This is a genomic window from Hymenobacter sp. AT01-02 (genome assembly GCF_000961955.2).
GTDB lineage: Bacteria > Bacteroidota > Bacteroidia > Cytophagales > Hymenobacteraceae > Hymenobacter > Hymenobacter mucosus.
In genome coordinates this window covers 122,091-142,506 of sequence record NZ_JZIR02000014.1, presented here as the reverse complement: position 1 = coordinate 142,506, position 20,416 = coordinate 122,091, and the positions used below count along the sequence as shown (strand labels likewise).

At 56.5% G+C, this 20,416-nt stretch carries 15 protein-coding genes, 3 tRNA genes and 1 pseudogene; 15 read left to right on the top strand and 4 right to left on the bottom strand.

Translation table 11 applies throughout. The features are described 5' to 3' along the window. Positions 1-41 precede the first annotated feature (41 nt). Positions 42-1,424 (top strand): sigma-54-dependent transcriptional regulator, encoded by a 1,383-nt coding sequence (locus tag VI25_RS05510; RefSeq protein WP_055562337.1) that lies wholly within the window; start codon positions 42-44, stop codon positions 1,422-1,424. A gap of 37 nt (positions 1,425-1,461) precedes the next feature. Further along, the gene (locus VI25_RS05505) at positions 1,462-2,760 is read left to right on the top strand and encodes a sensor histidine kinase (protein ID WP_045689713.1); all 1,299 of its coding nucleotides are present in this window, start codon (positions 1,462-1,464) and stop codon (positions 2,758-2,760) included. A 172-nt stretch (positions 2,761-2,932) separates the two neighbouring features. Here the strand turns inward: VI25_RS05505 and VI25_RS05500 are convergent, their stop codons facing one another. The 3 genes and pseudogenes from VI25_RS05500 to VI25_RS05490 all read right to left on the bottom strand — a co-directional run bounded on the left by VI25_RS05500 (position 2,933) and on the right by VI25_RS05490 (position 7,844). Beyond that, entirely contained in the window at positions 2,933-4,396 is a 1,464-nt protein-coding gene (locus VI25_RS05500; protein ID WP_082455406.1) for a toxin-antitoxin system YwqK family antitoxin, read from the bottom strand. 172 nt (positions 4,397-4,568) lie between these two features. Next, a pseudogene (locus tag VI25_RS05495) lies at positions 4,569-5,748 on the bottom strand (acetyl-CoA C-acyltransferase). A gap of 1,112 nt (positions 5,749-6,860) precedes the next feature. Next, positions 6,861-7,844, bottom strand: coding sequence for a VWA domain-containing protein (locus tag VI25_RS05490; RefSeq protein WP_045688813.1), 984 nt, complete (start codon positions 7,842-7,844; stop codon positions 6,861-6,863). A 191-nt stretch (positions 7,845-8,035) separates the two neighbouring features. Here VI25_RS05490 and VI25_RS05485 point away from each other — a divergent pair. The 4 genes from VI25_RS05485 to VI25_RS05470 all read left to right on the top strand — a co-directional run bounded on the left by VI25_RS05485 (position 8,036) and on the right by VI25_RS05470 (position 10,770). Further along, positions 8,036-8,123: transfer RNA gene (locus VI25_RS05485), tRNA-Ser, on the top strand. A gap of 84 nt (positions 8,124-8,207) precedes the next feature. Beyond that, a tRNA-Pro gene (locus VI25_RS05480) sits at positions 8,208-8,281 on the top strand. Positions 8,282-8,328: 47 nt separating this feature from the next. Continuing rightward, positions 8,329-8,402: transfer RNA gene (locus VI25_RS05475), tRNA-Arg, on the top strand. A 502-nt stretch (positions 8,403-8,904) separates the two neighbouring features. Continuing rightward, entirely contained in the window at positions 8,905-10,770 is a 1,866-nt protein-coding gene (locus VI25_RS05470) for a YecA family protein (RefSeq protein WP_045688814.1), read from the top strand. A gap of 601 nt (positions 10,771-11,371) precedes the next feature. Here VI25_RS05470 and VI25_RS05460 read toward each other — a convergent pair. Beyond that, the gene (locus tag VI25_RS05460; protein ID WP_045688816.1) at positions 11,372-11,812 is read right to left on the bottom strand and encodes a hypothetical protein; all 441 of its coding nucleotides are present in this window, start codon (positions 11,810-11,812) and stop codon (positions 11,372-11,374) included. A gap of 163 nt (positions 11,813-11,975) precedes the next feature. On the opposite strand from VI25_RS05460, the gene VI25_RS05455 reads away from it, so the two are divergent. The 9 genes from VI25_RS05455 to VI25_RS27615 all read left to right on the top strand — a co-directional run bounded on the left by VI25_RS05455 (position 11,976) and on the right by VI25_RS27615 (position 20,414). After that, entirely contained in the window at positions 11,976-12,158 is a 183-nt protein-coding gene (locus tag VI25_RS05455) for a helix-turn-helix domain-containing protein (RefSeq protein WP_161806878.1), read from the top strand. A gap of 719 nt (positions 12,159-12,877) precedes the next feature. Next, positions 12,878-13,429 carry a hypothetical protein gene (locus VI25_RS05450; RefSeq protein ID WP_152981503.1) on the top strand — a complete coding sequence of 184 codons (552 nt, stop codon included), beginning with the start codon at positions 12,878-12,880 and terminating at the stop codon, positions 13,427-13,429. 46 nt (positions 13,430-13,475) lie between these two features. Continuing rightward, positions 13,476-13,964, top strand: coding sequence for a cupin domain-containing protein (locus VI25_RS05445; RefSeq protein ID WP_082455405.1), 489 nt, complete (start codon positions 13,476-13,478; stop codon positions 13,962-13,964). Between the two features lie 200 nt (positions 13,965-14,164). Then, positions 14,165-15,016 carry an aldo/keto reductase gene (locus VI25_RS05440; protein ID WP_045688818.1) on the top strand — a complete coding sequence of 284 codons (852 nt, stop codon included), beginning with the start codon at positions 14,165-14,167 and terminating at the stop codon, positions 15,014-15,016. A gap of 297 nt (positions 15,017-15,313) precedes the next feature. Next, on the top strand, positions 15,314-16,069 hold the full coding sequence (locus tag VI25_RS05435; RefSeq protein WP_236704926.1) for a helix-turn-helix domain-containing protein: 756 nt from the start codon (positions 15,314-15,316) through the stop codon (positions 16,067-16,069). Between the two features lie 339 nt (positions 16,070-16,408). Then, complete coding sequence (locus tag VI25_RS05430; RefSeq protein WP_045688819.1) at positions 16,409-17,038, top strand: (2Fe-2S)-binding protein; 630 nt, start codon at positions 16,409-16,411, stop codon at positions 17,036-17,038. A 5-nt stretch (positions 17,039-17,043) separates the two neighbouring features. Next, a complete protein-coding gene (locus VI25_RS05425; RefSeq protein ID WP_045688820.1) occupies positions 17,044-18,030 on the top strand; it encodes an FAD binding domain-containing protein in 987 nt (328 codons plus the stop codon). A 45-nt stretch (positions 18,031-18,075) separates the two neighbouring features. Then, positions 18,076-19,932, top strand: a complete 1,857-nt coding sequence (locus tag VI25_RS05420) for a xanthine dehydrogenase family protein molybdopterin-binding subunit (RefSeq protein ID WP_262489919.1) — start codon at positions 18,076-18,078, stop codon at positions 19,930-19,932. Further along, positions 19,929-20,414: a xanthine dehydrogenase family protein molybdopterin-binding subunit gene (locus VI25_RS27615; RefSeq protein WP_045688821.1), complete on the top strand. Its 486-nt coding sequence runs from the start codon at positions 19,929-19,931 to the stop codon at positions 20,412-20,414. Before VI25_RS05420 ends, VI25_RS27615 begins: the two co-directional genes overlap by 4 nt. Positions 20,415-20,416 lie beyond the last annotated feature (2 nt).

Here is a 20,416-nt window from a genome sequence, read left to right as displayed (position 1 = left end):
GCATTGTCCTTCGCGTTCAATTTCCGTCCTTCGCCCACGCTATGATACTGATTATCGACGATGATGTAGCCGTTCGCACTTCTTTGCGGTTGCTTCTCAAACAACACGGCTACGTGGTAGAAGCAGTAGCTACCCCGGCCGAGGCCTTGCATGCCGTGCGTGAAAAGCAGCCTCGCCTCGTGCTGATGGATATGAACTATTCCCTGGATACGTCGGGCCGAGATGGCTTAGACCTGCTGGGCCAGGTAAAGCAGTTGCGCCCGGCCTTACCAGTGGTACTAATTACGGGCTGGGGCTCTATCACGCTGGCCGTAGAAGGCATGAAGGCGGGAGCAGCTGAGTTTGTTACCAAGCCCTGGAACAACGACGCCCTGCTCCAAACTATCCGCACTATCCTGAGCCTGCACGAAGCAGAATCCGACGCCGACCCGGCCGCCCTCAGTCGCCGCCAACTAGATAAGCAGTATAATTTCCGGGATATTGTGGGTCAGGATGCGCGCCTCCTGCACGTGCTGCGCAACGTGGGCCAGGTAGCCGCTACTGATGCTTCGGTACTCATTGAAGGCGAATCGGGAACGGGTAAGGAGCTAATTGCCGAGGCTGTGCACCACAACAGCCAGCGTCGGCGGCAGCCCTTTGTGAAAGTAAACCTAGGCGGTATTTCAGCCTCCTTGTTCGAGAGTGAAATGTTTGGGCACCGCCGCGGCGCCTTCACCGATGCGAAAACCGACCGTGTGGGGCGCTTTGAGCTAGCCAATGGCGGCACCATTTTTCTGGATGAGATAGGGGAGCTGGACCTGGGTAGCCAAGTGAAGCTGCTGCGTGTGCTGCAAGACCGCACCTACGAGGTGCTGGGCGACAGCAAGCCCCGCCGCCTCGACATTCGGGTGATTTGTGCCACCAACCGCAACCTGGCCGAGATGGTGCAGCAGGGCCGTTTTCGCGAGGATTTGTTTTACCGCATCAACCTGATTACGGTGCGCCTACCCGCCCTGCGCGAGCGGCCCCAGGACATTCCACTGCTTGTGCAGCACTTCGTGGACGGGTTGCGTGCTACCTACAACCGGCCCGCCCTGAAAGTAGGTACGCGGGCCCAACACTGGTTGCAGGAGCAGCCCCTGCCAGGCAACATCCGAGAGCTAAAAAACCTAGTGGAGCGCGCGGTGCTGGTGTCTGGCAAAGACGAGCTCGGCCCCGAAGACTTTCAAGCCCAATTCCAGCGGCCCCTCGTGCGCGCCTCTGAGGCGGGCGAGCTACCCGAGCCTGGTACCATAACCCTCGATGAGCTTGAAGCCCAAATGATTCGGCGGACTCTGGAGCACTACGGCGGCAACATCAGCCGCGTAGCAAAAGCCCTGGGCCTCAGCCGTGGGGCCCTCTACCGCCGATTGGAGAAGTATGCCATTCCGTTCGATGCAGAATAGGTAGCTTTTGGCTCTGTAACTCGATTACCTGCTTCACATGAGCCTGCGTCTTAAGTTTATCCTGTTTGCCGTCATCATTCACGCAGTGCTCATCGTACTGGCGGCGCAAGTGATGCGCCGCAACGCGCCGCTGTTTGTGGGTCTAGAGGTGCTGCTGCTTATCAGCATCCTGCTGACGGTGCAGCTATACAAGGGATTTGTGCGGCCGTTTCATCTGATAGCAGCTGGTACTGAGGCAATTCGGGCCAAAGACTTCTCTATGAAATTTGTGCCCGTAGGCCAGCGCGAGATGGATCAGCTCATTCACGTGTACAACCACATGATTGAGGAATTGCGGAAGGAGCGGATTACGCAGCACGAAAAGAGTTTTCTGCTCGAAAGTCTTATTCAGGCCTCGCCGGCGGGTGTACTCCTACTTTCCTTCGATGGCCGAATTGAGGGCACAAACCCCGCCGCTGAGCGCATACTTGGTCTCTCAGCCACCGCCATTCTAGGCCAGCAACCCGCTCAGCTACCAGGCCATTGGGGCACAGCCCTCGCCGACCTCTCGGAGCAAGCGCCCCACGTAGTACAGCTATCAGGTATTCAAACGTACCGGGCCCACTGTTCGCATTTCATAGACCGGGGGTTCACGCGGCGGTTTATTCTGTTGGAAGAGTTAACTCAGGATCTAATTCGGCAGGAAAAGCAAGCCTACGAAAAGCTGATCCGCATGATGTCGCACGAAATCAACAACTCCATTGGCGCCATCAATTCTATCCTACAGAGCTTCCATTACTACACGCCCCAACTGCAAGCAGAAGACCAGCCTGATTTCACGGAAGCCTTAGACGTTTCCATTGGCCGCAATACTCACTTGGCCAACTTTATGGCTGGCTTCGCCAACCTAGTGCGCCTGCCATTGCCGCAACGGCAGCCCACTGATGTGCACGAAATGCTGCGCGCCACTGCCCGCCTGCTGCAAGTGCAAGCAGAGCGTCGCCGCATTCAATGGCAGTGGGAGCTAGCGCCTACCCCGCTGGTAGTGCTGCTAGACCCCTTACAATTGGAGCAGGCTGTGCTCAATATCTGCAAAAACGCCCTCGAAGCCATTGGGGAGGATGGTACCGTTTGGGTGCGTACTACCAACACGCCTGCCAGGCTGTGCATCGAAAACAACGGACCTGGTATTGCACCCGAGGTGCAGCAACGCCTGTTTACGCCCTTTTTCAGCACCAAGCGCGATGGTCAGGGCATCGGCCTTACCCTTATCCGCGACATTCTACTGCAGCACGATTTCACTTTCCGGCTCGAAACTCAGGAGAATGGCCGTACAGCATTTTCAATTCTGTTCTAACCAGGCTGGCTTGTGCTTCGCTCCGCCAACCAGCCCAAATAGCAAGCGTAGCTTCCCGTTGGCAGTACTACCAACGGAAGCTACGCTTGCTATTTGGGCTGGGAAACGAGGAGGCTGAGTGCTGGTAGGAGCAGCGTATCTACTCGCCAGCTCTGGTTTTACCTTCTGTGCGCTACTTGCGCTTTGCCGCGGTAGTGGGCTTGCGGGCGGGGGTGGGCTTGGTAGCTGGAGCAGCTCCGGGGGCGGCTACTTGGCCATTGCGAAACGTCTTCTTTTCTTGAACTGTCTTGCCATCGGGGCCGAAGTAGCTCCACACGCCAGTTTCTTTTCCATTGCGGAAGGCGCCGGCTATTTCGGCTGTGCCGTCTTCGCGCAGCTGACGGAAGGTGCCCATCTTTAAACCCTTAACATAGGTAGTCTCGGCCTTCAGCTTCCCCGATGGATAAAATTCCTGACCTACGCCAGTGGGCTTGCCATTTTCGTTGGTCAATTTGCTTTGCACAGTTCCGGTAGGGTAGTAGTTGATTTGCTCGCCCGCCAGTTTGCCGTTCACGTACGTTTCCTGCTTCTGGACTTGCTTACCACCCGGGTGAAAGGCACGCCAGAGGCCTACTGGTTGGCTGTTTTTATACTGCTGCTCTTCCCGCGGGAAGCCATCCTCATAATACAGCGTGATTTTTCGGTCTCGGCCCTGGTTAGCATAGTCTATCTTCTGCTCCACCTTTCCCGACTCGTAATAATCCTGCTGGGTACCCACTAGCACACCTTGGCGGTAGGTTTGGATGCTCTTGATGGCGCCGCTTTCGTAGTAGGATTTGGCCGGTCCATCGAGGTTGCTGGTGCCGCCGGCCAGGTTTTTGGCCTGCTTGGTGAGGTCATCAGCCAGTGGGTTTTTTACGGCTCGCCCTACCAAGTTGGCCGGGGCATAGGTGCCCTCCGTGCGTAGTTTGCCGGAGCGGTAATAGCTGCGGTAAGACCCCTTGCCGCTTTTGTCGGCCTGTACATCTACCTCCAGCTGGCCGTTGTCGTAATACGTTTTGTAAGGGCCCGCCAGCAGTCCTCGGTTAAACGTGCCTTCGCTCTGCAGTTGCCCGTTGGGGTAGTAGGTCTTAACGGGCCCACTGGCTTGCCCATTTAGGTAAGCAATTTCAACCTTAGGCTTGCCCGATGGGTACAGTTCCCGGATGGTGCCGGCGGGTTGTCCGTTGGTGAGTGTTGTTTCCAGCTTTACTTCCCCACTAGGATGGTAATAGCGGAGCGTACCACTGGGCTGGTCGTTTTCGTAGGAGCCTTCCTGCGCAATTTTGCCTGAGTCGTAGTATGTTTTGAAGGGCCCCTGACGGACGCCTTGCTGGTACGTTACTTCCAGGCGCCGCCCACCATTGGGGTGAAACTCCACGTATGCTGAGTCGCGCTTGCCGTCGGTGTAGCGGGTTTGGGCTTCCAGCTTGCCCGAGTAGTAAAACCGCTTGTAAGGGCCTTGCATGACCGTATCGGCGCCCACTACTGCCGAGAATAGTTCGCGCTTGTGCGTGTTTGTAGAATCGAAGAAGGTAGTAAGCCGCCGTAGCTTCTGGGCATGGGCCGTGCTAGCGGCCAGCAGCCCCAAAGGCAGCAACAAAAGATGTGGTTTCATAAGAGCAAGAACGAAACTTTACGGTAGATAGTGCGGGTACTGCGCCTGCCTACCCCTGCACCATGCGCAACCTTCGTGCCCATCAGCAGCAACTACAAAAAAAGCCTGGCCGCTAAGGGCCAGGCTTTTTTACTGGATTAGGACACTATTACTAGCTAGATCTAGCTAAGAATTAGAGCTTCTCAAGAACGAGGCTGCTCGCGCCGCCGCCACCGTTGCAAATGCCCGTCACCCCAATCTTACCGCCCTCATTTTGGAGCACGTTCAAAAGAGTGGTTACAATGCGAGCCCCGGACGCCCCTAGCGGGTGGCCCAGCGACACAGCTCCCCCGTACACGTTTACCTTAGTGCCTTCCAGGTTCAGAAGCTTGTTGTTCGCCAGTGAAACCACCGAAAAAGCCTCGTTTATTTCGTAGAAATCAACCTCAGAAGCTTCTACTCCCGCATGCTTCAAGGCCTTCGGAATAGCCAAGGAAGGAGTAGTAGTAAACCACTCTGGTGCTTGCTCAGCATCGGCAAAACCGCGGATAAGTGCTAGAGGCTTGATGCCCAGCGCTTCGGCCTTTTCGCGACTCATGAGTAGCACGGCAGCTGCACCATCATTCAGCGTAGATGCATTGGCGGCGGTTACGGAGCCTCCTTGGTGAAGGCTGGCTTAAGAGTTGCGAATTTGGCGAAGTCAGCTTTAGTATACTCCTCGTCGTCTTCCACTACTATGTTCTTACCACGCACCGTAATGGTTACCGGAATAATTTCGTCCTTTTTCTTGCCTGCCTTAGCAGCGGCGGCGCTCCGCTCGTAGCTCTGCTGGGCAAAGGCATCTTGCTCTTCGCGGGTAATGCCATAGTGCACCGCTGTAGCATCGGCGGCGTTGCCCATGGCGTAGTCGTTATACGGGTCCCAGAGGCCATCCTTCATCAAGCCATCAATCATCTGGCTGTGACCGTATTTGGCACCAAAACGGGCTTTGTCAAGGTAGTAGGCACATTCGACATGCTTTCCATGCCGCCCGCCAGCACTACCTCCGACTGCCCAAGCATGATGGCTTGGGCTCCGAACATAATGGCCTTGGTGCCGGAAGCGCATACCTTGTTCACGGTAGTGCACTCCACGGTATCGGGCAAGCCTGCCTTCTTCGCGGCTTGGCGTGCGGGCGCCTGCCCTAGATTAGCAGAAATAACATTGCCCATTATTACTTGATCTACTTCCTTGCCATCGAGGCCGGCTTTTTCTAGCGCACCTCGCATAGCAATAGCTCCCAGCTCCGTGGCCGACAACGATGCTAAACTGCCGCCAAATGAGCCGATAGGTGTGCGCACCGCAGCTACGATGACTACTTCTTTGATTTGCATAAAATGAGTGGGTGGGATTGGTTGGATGTGGGAGGCAAAGGTATGTATTTGGACTGTGAAGGACTGCTGGTAGGGTAGGAGCAGTACTGGGTTGCTAGTTGCCACTCTATTCGTATTGCCCGTAGCATTACCAGCCGGGCTTGCCTTTCTCCGCTTTGCGGGTAGCTGGTGGGGTAGTTGTTGCAAATACTGCTGCTCTGCTGCCCCAAGCGCCTCGAGTAGTTGACGAGCCTGCCCTGAGCTGAGATTCATCTGTTGTAGGCGGGCACGCTGAGTTTGCACCTGGGCTTCATCAGCAGCGGCTTGCTCAGTGCCTGCGCGCCGGCTTACCCCGCCTGTTGCTTCAGGTCCGGTTTCCTCATTGCTAAGGCCCTGCACCGAGCCAGGCTGAGACCCTTGTGCTACGTTTCGTTGTTCCCCCTTGCCCGGCTGGAAACTACCGGCGGCGGAATTACCGGGCGTTGTAGATGGCCGGTTGGGGTCGCGTTGTCCGTTGGAGTTCTCCCGGGATTCCGGAGCATTCCGCGGGTTCTGCGGCTGAGTAGGATCGTTGAGCTGACCTTGCTGCATAGTACCCGGCTGCGCTTGAGGCTGCCTCGTCGGGTTCCGCTCCGATGGGCCTTTAGTGGGCTCAGTGGGGTTGCCGTCGGTGCCGGGGGGCGGCATATGCGGGTCAGCTGCTCTACGAGTTAAGAAGTCATGTAGTACTTCGTAGTTATAGCGGGCATCGGCGTTAGCAGGAGCAGCTAGTAAAGCTTGCCGCAAGAGGGCTAGTGCTTGCGCATAGTCACCTTGGCCAGCCGCTAACACGGCCAGTTGCTGGGCTGCTGTACTTCGAACAGCGGGCGTCTTACTGCTAAGCAAACGTCCGTAATAAGCGCGTGCTTCCTGCGGCCGCCCATCCTGGGCAGTTGCGTGGGCTAAGTTGAGCCACACAGCTTCGGCTGAAGCACCCAACTCGAACGTGGCCTCCTTATAAGCCTGCGCTGCCGACGTAAAATCGTGGTGAAAGTAAGCCTGGCCAGCCTGCTGGATTGCCAAATTTCTGTCGTGAATTTTCGTCAGGCCGCCCCATAGACCAAGAAGTAGGAGGCTGCTCACCAGAGAAATTTTCATGGCTTTATCACTTTGATAGTTATTAGCACATCCAGCATCATCAGTGCCAACGCTAGCAGCAGCGGGTACCGGTAGCGGTTATCTGCCACCGACACAGTGCGTACCTGTTCCGCTTGTCCTTCCATGCGGTTGAGCGCATTCACTAGTAGTGGAAACTCGTTGCGTCGGTCGGTTAGTTCGAAGTACTGTCCGCCCGTTTGCTCCGCAAGTCTACGTAACGGTGCCGGTACTAGGCGGCTGACAGCCTCTCTGCCGCGTGCGTCCCGTAAGTAGCCTCGGCCTCCTGGCTGCGGAATAGCGCTGCCTTCCGTCGTGCCTACACCCATCGTAAACACGCGGGCTCCGGTGCGTGCCAGCACTCGTACGGTTGGTTCTAAGTTTTCCCCGAAGTCCTCTCCATCAGTCACGAGTACCACGGCCGTAGCCCTCGGTAGATTACTGTTCGTTGTGGGGGTGCTTGATTCCAATCGAGTAAGCACCAACTCAAGTGGCGGCACCAAATCAGTACTGCCCGCTGGCACTAGCGACGTTTGAAGCGTACTGAGAAATAGTTGTAGAGCAGCCTGATCATACGTGAGCGGACACTGCACGAACGCCTCATTCGCGAATACAATCAAACCTAGGCGGTCGGCTTGGAAGCGGCTTACGAGAGTCGCAAGTTCTGCCTTCGCTTTTTGAAGCCGCGTTGGCGATACATCAGGCGCATTCATAGACCGGGAAAGGTCTACTAACAGCCATACATCTTTACCCGCCGTGCGAACTGGACGTTGGGTGAGCCCATAGGCCGGGCCTAGTAAGGCGACACCTAACAAGGCTAGATAGGTGAAGCGTAACGTTAGCTTCCAGCCTAAAGACCAACCCCGCTGTCCTAGTGGAGCCGCCAGCCGACGCGTCCGAACAGCGTACCCGAGGTAAAAAAGAAAAAATAAAATTGCCGCTAGTGCCTCGGGCCAACCCAGCGGATAAGCCCAACTCAACATGACGGTAACCGCTTATTGTTCAAAATACAAGACTGGCAAAAGGTGAAAAAAGAGGTAGCCGAACAACTCCTTCAACGTGAGTTTCTACCCGCGTTAGAGTGGCAAGATGGAAGATATTTTTTTTGAAAAACGTTTGAATCTCCAATCTGCTTGTATATTTGCACAGCTTTCGGACGGAAAGACGTCCCATTGGAGAGGTGGGTGAGTGGCTTAAACCAGTAGTTTGCTAAACTGCCGTAGCTCTAAAGGTTACCGGGGGTTCGAATCCCCCCCTCTCCACATAAGAAGGCTTTCTATAATGCGAGCCTAAACTTTCCCACGTGGAAAGCCTTCTTACGAAATATTGCTGACTCTGTCAGTTCTCGGGGTGTAGCGTAGCCCGGTATCGCGCCTGCTTTGGGAGCAGGAGGCCGCAGGTTCGAATCCTGCCACCCCGACTTTATAGCCGCCAGCCCGCCTTTGGGGCGGGCGGCTATTCTTTTTTGACCCCGTAGCTCAGCTGGATAGAGCAGCTGCCTTCTAAGCAGCCGGTCATTGGTTCGAATCCAATCGGGGCCACCTTGATATTAAGCCACTTAGCTTAGCTGCTGAGTGGCTTTTTGTTTGTGGTGCCCACGATGGTGCCTACAACCTCTTCCCACAGTCGTCGTGAGAAATGAGTAACAGGTTTCCGTTGTCGGCTTGAAACCCTTGGAAAGAGCCGGAAATCTCCCGTATCGGGTGTGTATCTTTCTCTTGTTGGTTAACTCAAATGTACGGGTTCAAACCACAGTGGAAAATTGTTCGTCTCAAACTGTGGTAGGAAAACCAAGTAGCGGTAGAAGTAGTCATGTGGTCAAGAAAACGGTTGGGATACACTGGCGAGTTACATATGCACCCATTAGGTGCCGAATGCATGAGCGCAACCGACCTGTCGTTAATGCATAGTTCAGGAAGAAGTTGGGGTTGTTGTTGAGCCCTCTGTCTATATTTCTGTTGATTGCTACTCCAAACGCCGTGTTACTTTTCGTGTACAGAACGCCGAGAAGTACAGCAGGTAGCCGGCAAGCGAAACGCGTCTATGGCGGATATTACCGAACAACTTCAGCACTTCGTTACCACACTCAAAAGCTTGTTGGCTGGCTACGCTACCAGCGACATCACTAACATGCTCTACGCTATGCGTCTACGGGTTGTAGGTGCAGAAAACAGTACCCCACCCGGTGTGCTCCAACTTGAGTCACCGGCACGCCAGCACGCCTTCCTGTTAGGATTGTTGTTGACTACTGAAGAGCCGGATGAACCTAAGGAGTTTGACTTTGCTGCCTGGAACCAATGTGTACAACTACTTAATGATGCGTTCGGTGTATACGAAGAGCTTTTCCTGCCTAGCACTCCTGGTGAGCAAAGTGAGCAGTGGTGGCGGATTCGGGAGGTGGCAGGGCCGACCTTCATGCACTACTTTAACACGAGCCTGATTGCGACGGTAGAGCAGGTTCGCTCTCGCATTCAAGAGTACTGTATTCCTTTCGATGCGGAGTTAATGCGCACTATTGGCATCTCTGCCAGCGACTCATTGGCCATGATGGACTTCATCGTGCATACCATGCGGGAAGACGAGCGCATCATGCGCGAATTGCATTCCCAACTGGAGGGAGAGCAGGAGCGCTTTTTCAAAAGCGGCGATTTTATGCGGCGTGCTAATCCTGATTACCCAGCGTTCCTGCGTGAGAATTATCCCATTCAGTACGGGTACTTCTCGCGCTTTCAGCGAAAAGGACAGGTAGCGCGGGCCGTCATTCAAGCGGCCTTCCCGGAGCAGGCACCGGCTTTCTGGACACGCTACACCGTCGAAAGAGGGCAAGGCAACTCTCTGGAGTACCCTACGGAGGATTCGGTTTTTGACTATAAACCTCTCATTGTAGCAGATGACGAACACTTCAGCTGCCCGTCCCCCCACAATCTGTTTGAAGCAGTACTACGCACCTGTGAGGCTGCACTGGAAGCAAATGATAATCCTGACCGCAGACGCTACTTCACATATCGCGACAAGGTGCTTGAACGAGAAGGAGTGGCGCAGCTCAGACGACTAATTGGTGATCAGGGACTAGTATTCAGTACACTCTTTGAAACACCGCACTCGCAAGGCGAGCACGACTTGCTTGTAGTAGTAGCAAACACGGTCCTGGTAGTTGAAGCCAAAGCCAGTCCGCCCATTGAGCCGTCTCGTACCCCCGAAAGAGCATTTGATCGGCTGCGTCAGAGTTTTCGAAAAGACACAGGTATTCAAAAAGGGTTTGAGCAAGCTGCGCGGATACAGCGTCGCTTAGCGGCTGGCGAAGATGTACCTCTCTACACCCGTACGGGTGAATTAGTCATTACACTCACGCCTCATGAGCATACTGAATGTTTCTGTGTATGCCTGACCCGTGACGACTTCGGGCACCTAGCCACCAACCTGAGCCTTCTTCTGGAAAAGGAACCGAATGAGCCGTATCCCTGGGCGGTTAACATCTGGGATTTAGAAGCCCTGGTCGATGCTTGGAAGTTTCTGCGTTGGGACTTCAACAAGTTGACCGAATACCTTCGCCAGCGTCAACGGGTGCAGGGGCGGGTGTTGGGTAGCGACGAACTGGAATTTGTCGGCTCGTTCATTCATCATGACAGCCTGGAAACTGGACTTGAGCGTGGGCTCGACTTCGTGCAGCTTAATCCGCACTACTCAGACTTCTTCGACGAGTTATATGACCACCTGAAGCACGGAGGGCCGGCGCCCAAACAGAAGCTTCCCGAGCCGTCTGTTATGGACATTCATGCAAGTCTAAAAGCTGGTCAACCGGTTTTTGTAGGGAACCAGGGCCGGACTTCTCAACCAACAAAGTTGGGTCGCAATGACATTTGCTTCTGTGGTTCTGGACTCAAATTCAAAAAGTGCCACGGTAGGTAGCGTTACTACCAGATAACTGGCGGTGAGAGCTAATCAGTACTGATGCTGTTTCCTCAACTGTACGTCTCAGAAGCAAGCTGCTTGTGTAGATGCTCTGTGCTCTAAAGCGGGCGGCAGTAGAACGTAAGTCTAAACTGAGTTCTCAATGTCATCCAGTGGAGGTTAAGAGACTTGTTGCCTGAAACAGTGGAACGCCACACGACATCAGGTTCGCTCGGATCAGGGACCTCTTCCGATGGCGGGGATATCTGACCCAAGTATAGAGCGTCATGGTAACCTTCTGTGACTACACCGTCATAACTGTTTCTGTACGCATGCTTCAAGTGACTTAGTCGGTAAGTTGGCGCACCAACTGGCGTGCGGTATACTCCATTACCTGCCGTGTTATACATAAGAACGTTTGACCGACCTGTCACCATCAGCAAGTCGATCTTCCACGATTTGAGCGCTTGATAGCCAGCATCAAACGAGATGAAGCGGCTGAGCACTACTTTATAAACATGGTACTTCGCCGGGTACAACAGTTCCTGCGCTTGAACACCCGATGACATTACCAAGCACCCGAGCAGTGCACTTAACTTTTTCACTTCTGGCAAGGAGACTAGCTGATGGATAATACAACACCGGGCTCCATACGCTCCAGTGAGTGCTGCAATGTGTGCTCTGTTAACGTGCCTTCTTGCACCAACTCCGCAACGACCTTCCGGAGAAGTTGCCACTTCTGATAAGCCCTTGGGTTCAGGAATGCCATCACAATGCCCGAGTCTCCTGCCCAGGTTACCTTCTCGAAAAGGGGGACTGAACTATCTACCTTGTATGTTTCGTCAAACATCTGAACCGTGAAGCGGCTAAGCAGGACGGTTGTGAGCTTGATCTTTGCTCTGCTCAGGTGTTCGTCGGGAGTAAAGATTACGTCAACCTCTACATGGCAAAGGGGCTGATCGGGCATCGTCAGTTGCTGGACCAGAACAACAAACAGAGTCCAAGCCGCTTGGGAGGTGTCGAGGTCTGCCAGTGATAATGAAGGTGACCCTGGGAGCATAGACCGTAGAGCAGGTAGTGTTGGAGTGCTAAAGTTATGACCTCAGTTTGTTAATGACAAATATGTCATTGTTGGGTCTGGTGAGAGGAGTGATTTTGCCACCTCAATGGGGCGTAAGCACGAATCACGTTTTTTGTCAGAGTTAGCACGTCGGCTGAAGTCAATGCGTGAGGACAGAAAGCTCACGCTTCAGGAAGTCTATGATGCTACCGGCGTGCACATTGCCCGCATCGAGTCGAGCAAATCAAACGTAACATTACTTACCCTCATGACGCTCTGCCGCCACTACCGTGTGCGTCTAATGGAGGTGCTTGACGGTTTAGACGAGTTCGTAGAAGAAGGGTAGTAACTGTGCACGGTTTGCAAGACTACCTCTCTGCTGACATAATCACACGGGCACTGGCTAGGTGGAAGAGGGACATAACTCTACAGCAGTTAAACGTGAACGATTTAACTCGCTTAAACATCAGGTGAGGCTGCATGAGGGGGGTAGACCGGTTACTCCTACGCACCGGGGGGTGTCTCTCTTAGGGTACCCAGTACTCTCGCATTCACAGCAACTCCGTTTTTCCATTGTTTTTTGCCGGCCGGTTCCTTCTGAACCACGGGGTGTGACATCTAGTTGGGTACTGGAATCATTGTAGGTGATACCTCCTGGCTACTGCAGGGAGTGATACCTGTAGAAACATGCAGGATCACGCTAAATGAGACAGGTCTCGTGCGTGCACACAACATGTATGATTGTACACGGTGGTTGGTGGCTGTGGGAAATCGTCATTGCGCCATTTCAACAGTGAAACTAGATGCAACAAGGTGGTTTGAGCACCAGTTGTTTGAATCTCATACCCATCCGTTTGATTTCCATTATTCGACGTGGTCTGACGAGCGGACCTTTGCAGAACTAGTACAACAAGCTGCTTCCATCGTATCCGGTCTTTCTCATCGAGACGGGACAGGTGCGAGAAGAAACTGTAGTTAGGTACCAGCAGAAGTTGACTCCCTGCCACATGCGTCAATGGGGCGTTGGCAGTTAACGACCAAAGTTTGGGTACTGTCAGGATGATTATGAGAGGGTTCAAAGCTTACCAGATAGACACGTCTTCGGGTCCGGTTCCAGCTTGCCACCGCCGTGACTATTACACAATGTATTTGCTTTCCGACCAGCGTCAACTTCAGGACGTCGGCCGTGAAGCCGAGCGAGACAGTACGTATATGCTGTTGGGTACCCCCTCCCTTAAGGCTGCTTCCACTTGGTTGTCGGCCCGCCAAACGGGCTACGGTTGCCTGTTCACTGAGTCATTTGTGCACGCGTGCGGAGGGGAACTGGGGCAACTGTTCAATAGAAGGAACAATCGTGTTTTTCTGCTTCAAGGCCCGCAGGCCGCCTACCTCACCAGCCTGTTTGAGAGAATGCTGGCTGAACAACAATCAGCGTATCTCTTCAAGCACGAGTTACTCCGCAGCTACCTGCGCCTGATCCTCCACGAACTCCTGCGCCTTCCTACACCCGCACGCGTATTTCACTGCTATGTGCGCCTGCCAGGACCTGCGGGAGACGTACCAGGCTCCATCTGGCGAAGCGTCAACGCCGACGGTCGTAATTCTCTACATCATTAAATACACTGCCTCGCGGCTCTAGTACTTGACCTTACTCCACTACGCGATGACACGATTTGCTCTTGGTTTGAGTGCGTTGCTCGGCCTGTTCGTCCTACCCAGCCATGCACAAACTGGCGCCCCCACAGCTCCAACCAATACTTCAGGCCGCATCTTCGCTCAGGGCGAACGGGCTTCAGCGCAGCATTTTACTGGCACCGTATGGGTCAAGTCTTTGGTAAACAATGATAGCACCTTTCAGTGTGTAGTCGGCAACGTCGTGTTTGAACCCGGCGCCCGCACCCACTGGCACCGCCACCCTACCGGGCAGATTCTGCTGGTAACGGGTGGGGTAGGGTACTACCAGGAGAAGGGCCGTCCCAAGCGGTTGTTGCGTAAGGGCGATGTCATCCAAGCCCCGCCCGGGGTGGAACACTGGCACGGTGCCTCCTCCCAGCAGCCCATGACCCATGTTGCCATTGTGCCCAATACCGAGAAGGGTGGGGCGGTTTGGCTCCAGCCGGTTACCGCTGAGCAATATCAAGACGCGAACTAACGGTGGGTGTTCCGCTTTCGAATTGTTTGAATTGTGTACTGATTGGTTTGATTCTCTTTTTCAGAGCGGATGCCCTTGCCGGACCTTTGCAGAGCAAGTTCGTGCTGGTTAAGGCTGTTCTGTACCCTGAGACGCATCGAACTACACAGGAGCGCAACGTCAGCTGACCTCCTTCTACTCACCTTTTAGTCAACACATATATGCAGACTGTAGAGTTAAATAACGGGGTGGAAATGCCACTGCTGGGTTTTGGCGTCTTCCAGGTTCCCGACCCGGCCGAGTGCGAACGTAGCGTGCTGGAAGCCATCAAAGCCGGCTACCGCCTGATTGATACGGCTGCTTCCTATATGAACGAGGAAGCCGTCGGTAACGCCATTAAGAAGAGTGGGGTGCCGCGTGAAGAGCTGTTCATCACCACCAAGCTGTGGGTGCAGGACGCCAGCTACGAAGGAGCCAAGCAGGCATTTGAAACGTCCTTGCGCAAGCTTCAGCTCGACTACCTGGACCTCTACCTCATTCACCAGCCCTACGGCGACGTGCACGGGGCTTGGCGGGCTATGGAAGAGCTCTACAAAGTCGGCCGCATCAAGGCCATCGGGGTCAGCAACTTCGCGCCTGACCGTCTGATGGACTTCCTCGTGCAGCACGAGGTAAAACCGGCCGTGAACCAAGTGGAAACTCACCCCTTCCATCAGCAGGTAGAGGAGCAGAAGTTCATGGCCGAAAACCAGGTGCAGATTGAATCCTGGGGCCCGTTTGCCGAGGGTAAGAACGACCTGTTTCACAACGAGCTGCTGCAAAGCATTGCCGGTAAGTATCAGAAGTCGGTGGCGCAGGTGGTCCTGCGCTGGCTTACTCAGCGCGGCGTGGTTGCCATCCCCAAGTCGGTGCGCCCCGAGCGCATGGCCGAAAACTTCAACATTTTCGACTTCGAGCTGAGCCCAGAGGATATGCAGGCCATTGCCACGCTCGACACGAAGGCCAGCCTCTTCTTCGATCACCGCGACCCGAACATGGTCAAGTGGATCAGCGAGCGGAAAATCCACGACTAACCCGCTGCTACCCCAACCCAGGACGTCAGCAGACACGCAACTCGTACTTGCTGACGCTTCCGTTTTTCGGGTGTGGTTACAAAGGCTTACCTTCCCTAACGCAGCACCCGCGTACGAATGCCCTTACCGACTGAACGTTATGAACCCCGGAGCCGCCCCCACCACGCAGCCGATCAGCAGCCACGATGATCTGACCCCCCAGGAGCTCAAGCTGAAAGGTTTAAGGCCTACCAGGTCGACACGGCCGCCGGCCCAAGCCATGCGTACCGCCGCCGGGACTTCTACAAGGTAGCCTTGGTGACCAGTCCCTGCACCGTTCATTACGCGGACCGCAGCATTGGCATCACCGGCCCCAGCCTGATGTTTGCCAACCCGCACATTCCGTACTCCATCGAGCTGCATGATCCGCGCCTGACGGGCTACTCCTGCCTCTTTACTGAGGCGTTCATGAAGGAAAACGACCGGTCGGAAAGCCTGCAACAGTCCCCCCTGTTCAAGGTTGGGGGCACGCCCGTTTTTCACCTGAACGAGGCGCAGGCTGCCTACGCCCAAGGCATCTTTGAGAAGATTCTGGCCGAGCAGAGCACTGAGTACCTGTACAAAGGGGACCTGATTCGCACCTACCTGCATTTGCTCATCCACGAGGCCTTGCGTATGCAGCCCACGGAAAGCTACGTGCAACACAAAAACGCCTCGTCCCGGATAACGGCGCTGTTTCTGGAGCTGCTGGAACGGTTTTTTCCAGTGGAAAGCCCGGGCCAGTCCCTGCCGCTGAAAACTGCCCAGGACTTTGCTCACCAACTGGGGGTGCACGTCAACCACCTGAACCGTGCTGTGAAGGAAGTCACTGGCAAGCCCACGACGACGCACATTGCCGAACGAGTCATCGGTGAAGCCAAAGCGCTGCTGCATCACACCTCGTGGAGCACGGCCGAAATTGCCTACAGCCTGGGCTTTGAGTACCCTACTTACTTCAACAACTTCTTCAAGAAGCATACGGGCACTACGCCCCTGGCCTATCGTCGGGATGCCGAACAGGTGGCGGATGCCTAGCGCGTCGCGGCCCGTTGGGTTCCACGCTACGTCTCCGTCAGATTACCAGACGACGATGGAGTACACGAATCAAACAAATCAGTAAGGGTTTCAAACAATACCGGGGAGGGCAGCAACTTCGACCGTGCCGCTAGGTATATTCCCTACTGAGTCGCAGACCTAGAGTACTGGTGCGTGTGTCTTTTGTGTAGTGTCGCTCAGCCAGCCCTCCCTAGTGTCAGGTGCTTGCGCTAGGACAGATGTACATAGTACAGGCTCGCATTTTTCGCCTGTTAATACCTCGTGCTGGGTCAAGCCGCTTGCGACGCTCTTGCTGACTGTACTACTACCCCTTTTGTTATGGAATCCGACTTGTTTCCCAACGCGGGCACGCCACCAGCCGACACTTCTCGCCGCTCGTTCATGAAACAGGCCGGTGGTATTGTGGGCTTGGCGCTGGCCCCGCCACTCGTGAGCCAGGCCGAGCGCCTGACGGCCTACTCCAAGGTCATGCAGGGTGTTACTGACATCACCCTACGCGTGAACGGCCAGGCCCACTCGGTGCGCGTGGAGCCCCGTGTGACGCTGCTGGACGCGCTGCGCGAGCGGCTGGATCTGACCGGCACCAAGAAAGGCTGTGACCACGGCCAGTGCGGGGCCTGCACGGTGCACGTCAACGGCAAACGAACTCTGTCGTGCCTGACGCTGGCCGTGATGACGCAGGGCAAGGAAATCACCACCATTGAGGGCTTGGCCCAAGGCGACCAGCTGCATCCGATGCAAGCGGCTTTTATCAAGCACGATGGCTTTCAGTGCGGGTACTGCACGCCGGGCCAGATTATGTCGGGCGTCGCCTGCGTGCAGGAAGGCCACGCTACCACTGACGCCCAGGCCCGCGAATGGATGAGTGGCAACCTGTGCCGCTGCGGGGCCTACCCCAACATCCTGGCCGCCGTGCGTGAAGTGGCCGCTCAATCCACGAAAGGCTAACCAAGATGAACGACTTCAGCTACGTCCAGGCCGCTTCGACTAAAGACGCTGCCCGCCTGCGCAAAGACACGCCCACGGCGGCCTACATCGCCGGCGGCACCACCCTGCTGGACTTGATGAAAGCCCATCTGCAGGAACACCCCCAGCTCATCGATATCAACCGGCTGCCTTTCAAGGGTATTGAGCAGACCAAAGACGGGCTGCGTATCGGGGCGCTGGAAACCATGAGTGACGTAGGCGAGCATCCACTGGTTGTGCAGCAGTTCCCGGCTGTGTCTCAGTCCCTGCTACTGGCGGCCTCGCCCCAGCTGCGCAACATGGCCAGCATCGGGGGCAACATTCTGCAGCGCACCCGCTGCGGCTACTTCCGCGACCCAGCCTTTCCCTGCAACAAGCGCATACCCGGCTCGGGTTGTCCTGCCCTGGACGGGGATAACCATAACCTGGCCATCTTGGGCGTGAGTGACTCGTGCATTGCCAACTCCTACCCCGGTGACTTCTCTGTGGCCCTGGCTGCCTTCGATGCGGTGCTGACGCTGGAAAATCAGAAGGGTAGGCAGCGGCGGGTGCCGCTCACCGATTTTTACCGGCTACCCGGCAACACGCCTCACCTGGAGACGATATTGGAGCCCGGCGAGCTGATCGTAGCCGTCACCCTACCACCGGCCGCTCATGCCCAGCGCTCGACATACCTGAAGGTGCGCGAGCGGAGCAGTTACGCGTATGCCTTGGCTTCGGCGGCCGTGGGCCTGGACGTGCAGGGCGGCACTATTCGCACGGCCCGCGTAGCATTGGGTGGGGTTGGCGCGCAGCCCTGGCGCAGCCGCGAAGCAGAACGGGCATTGGTCGGTCAACCGGCTACGGAGGCTACCTTCCGAGCAGCTGCTGCGACCGCTTTACAGGGCGCTCAACCCCGGGAGCATAACCGCTACAAGGTCGAACTGGCACAGAACACACTTGTGCGTGCCCTGCAGCAGATGACGTCCAGCTAGTTGCCCAACGCGTGCCCTATCCTTCCTTCAGTCTGACGCTTCCCGATGGATACCGAACCCCAATTCTTTGACACGAACGCGACGCCGGGCGTTGTAGGCCAGCCCCTGAACCGGGTGGATGGCTGGGCGAAAGTGACAGGACAGGCCAAGTACTCGGCCGAGTACAACCGCTTGCCGGGCTTAGTGCACGCCGTGCTCAAAACCAGCGACGTGGCCAAGGGCCGCGTCACCGGCTTTGATACCAGCTTGGCGCAGAAGCAGCCGGGGGTGCTGGCTATCCTGACCCACCAGAACCTGCCCAAGCTGGCCAAGACCCCTAACAACCCCGACGACCGCCGCTCCTTCGCCTCCTCGCCAATGAGCTTTTTCCCGATGGAGTCGGATCAGGTGCACTACGCGGGACAACCGGTGGCCATCGTCGTGGCCGATACACTGGAACACGCGCAGTACGCCGCCGCTCTGCTGAAGGTGACTATTGCTCCGGAAGCGCCCATGGCTTCCTATCAGAACCCCAAGGCGGAACTCTACGTGCCGAAGACCATCCGGGGCTATCAGCCCGGCGTCACGAAGCGCGGCGACGCCCAGGCCGCGTTTGCCAGTGCCCCGGTGCAGCTCACGGCCACCTACTCTCACGCCACTACCCATCACAACCCCATGGAACCGGGCGCGACCACGGCCCACTGGGAAGCCGCGGACCGCCTGACTGTGTACGATACCACCCAGGGCGTGTCCGAAACGCAAAAGACCTTGGCGGCCATGCTGGGCCTCTCTACCGAGCAGGTGCGCGTGGTCAACAAGTTTCTCGGCGGCGGCTTTGGCTGTAAGGCCTGGGTGTGGCCCCATGTGGTGCTGGCACCGCTGGCCGCCAAGGCCGTGGGCCGGCCCGTGAAACTCGTACTTACCCGCCAGCAGCAGTTTACCGGCATGGGCCTGCGCGAGGAACAGGAACAAACTCTGCGCGTCGGGGCCACTAAAGAGGGCAAACTGCTGGCACTGGTGCACGAGAAACGGTCGACCACCTCGCCTTGGGAAGACTGGGCCGAAACCAACGGCCGCATCATCAACATGCTCTACCAGTGTCCCGCCTTCGAGGGCACCTACCGCCTGGGTCGGGCCAACATAATGACGCCCACCTCTACTCGTGCTCCGGGCGACATGCCCGGCTCGTTTGCCATCGAGTGCGCCATGGACGATCTGGCCTACCAGCTTGGTCTGGACCCGATTCAGGTGCGGCTACTCAACTACGCCGAGAAGGACCCGACCAATGGCCATCCCTGGTCGAGCAAGAGCCTGAAAGAGTGCTACCAGCGCGGGGCCGAGCTGTTCGGCTGGAGCCAGCGCAACCCGAAGAATGGCCAGACCCGCAACGGCAAGTACCTGGTAGGTTACGGCATGGCCACGGCCAGCTACCCCGTACACAGCTCCCAGGGCAACGCCCGCGTGCGCCTCTACGCCGACGGCCGGGCCGTGGTGCAGGCCGGGGCCACCGACCTGGGCACGGGCACCTACACCATTATCACCCAGGTGGCGGCCGACGCGTTGGGCCTGCCGCCAGAGAAAATCCGCTTTGAACTGGGCGACACCGTGTTACCTACTACGCAGTGGTCAGGCGGCTCCACGGCGGCCGGCCGGGTGTCCTCGTCGGTGTATCTGGCGGCCCAGGAAGTGTGGCAGAAGCTCATCAAGGTGGCCGCCATGGACAAACGCTCGCCGCTGTACGGAGCCAAACCGGCCGACGTAGCAGTCGAGCAGGGCCGCCTGCAGCTGAAAGCTGACCCGAGCAAGGGTGAGGCGTTCGGCGAGGTAATGAAGCGCGCCAACCTGAGCGATGTGAAGGCAGCGCCCTGGGCCGCTACGGGGCAGGCTACGAAGCCCCACAGGCCACAGCCAACGCCAACATGAACAAGAAGGAAGAAGCGGCCCCCCACTCCATGCACGCCTTCGGCACACATTTCTGCGAGGTGCTGGTAGATCCCGACTTAGGCACCGTGCGCGTCACCCGCTGGGTAAGCGTGATGGCGGCCGGCCGTATCCTCAACCCCAAAACCGCTCGTTCGCAGGTCATTGGGGGAAGTATCTTCGGCATCGGAGCAGCCCTGATGGAGCAAACCGTGCGTGACCCGCATCTGGCCCGCTACACCAACGCCGACCTGGCCAACTATCACATTCCCGTCAATGCTGACATTCCCGACATGCAGGTGGAGTTCGTCGACGAGCACGACCCCTACGTCAACGCCATGGGCGTGAAGGGCATCGGCGAAATTGCCATCGTGGGGGTAACGGCCGCCGTGGCCAACGCCGTGTTCCACGCCACCGGTCGGCGGCTGCGCTCCCTACCCATGACCCCGGACAAGGTACTGGACGCCTTGCGTCAACCTGCCTAAAC

What these genes read in the sequence shown, in the direction of transcription:
- VI25_RS05440 (WP_045688818.1), top strand. Translation starts at nt 14,165, where the DNA reads ATGCAGACTGTAGAGTTAAATAACGGGGTGGAAATGCCACTGCTGGGT.
- VI25_RS05455 (WP_161806878.1), top strand. Translation starts at nt 11,976, where the DNA reads ATGCGTGAGGACAGAAAGCTCACGCTTCAGGAAGTCTATGATGCTACC.
- VI25_RS05460 (WP_045688816.1), bottom strand. Translation starts at nt 11,812, where the DNA reads ATGCTCCCAGGGTCACCTTCATTATCACTGGCAGACCTCGACACCTCC.
- VI25_RS27615 (WP_045688821.1), top strand. Translation starts at nt 19,929, where the DNA reads ATGAACAAGAAGGAAGAAGCGGCCCCCCACTCCATGCACGCCTTCGGC.
- VI25_RS05510 (WP_055562337.1), top strand. Translation starts at nt 42, where the DNA reads ATGATACTGATTATCGACGATGATGTAGCCGTTCGCACTTCTTTGCGG.
- VI25_RS05420 (WP_262489919.1), top strand. Translation starts at nt 18,076, where the DNA reads ATGGATACCGAACCCCAATTCTTTGACACGAACGCGACGCCGGGCGTT.
- VI25_RS05425 (WP_045688820.1), top strand. Translation starts at nt 17,044, where the DNA reads ATGAACGACTTCAGCTACGTCCAGGCCGCTTCGACTAAAGACGCTGCC.
- VI25_RS05500 (WP_082455406.1), bottom strand. Translation starts at nt 4,396, where the DNA reads ATGAAACCACATCTTTTGTTGCTGCCTTTGGGGCTGCTGGCCGCTAGC.
- VI25_RS05505 (WP_045689713.1), top strand. Translation starts at nt 1,462, where the DNA reads ATGAGCCTGCGTCTTAAGTTTATCCTGTTTGCCGTCATCATTCACGCA.
- VI25_RS05450 (WP_152981503.1), top strand. Translation starts at nt 12,878, where the DNA reads ATGAGAGGGTTCAAAGCTTACCAGATAGACACGTCTTCGGGTCCGGTT.
- VI25_RS05430 (WP_045688819.1), top strand. Translation starts at nt 16,409, where the DNA reads ATGGAATCCGACTTGTTTCCCAACGCGGGCACGCCACCAGCCGACACT.
- VI25_RS05490 (WP_045688813.1), bottom strand. Translation starts at nt 7,844, where the DNA reads ATGTTGAGTTGGGCTTATCCGCTGGGTTGGCCCGAGGCACTAGCGGCA.
- VI25_RS05445 (WP_082455405.1), top strand. Translation starts at nt 13,476, where the DNA reads ATGACACGATTTGCTCTTGGTTTGAGTGCGTTGCTCGGCCTGTTCGTC.
- VI25_RS05470 (WP_045688814.1), top strand. Translation starts at nt 8,905, where the DNA reads ATGGCGGATATTACCGAACAACTTCAGCACTTCGTTACCACACTCAAA.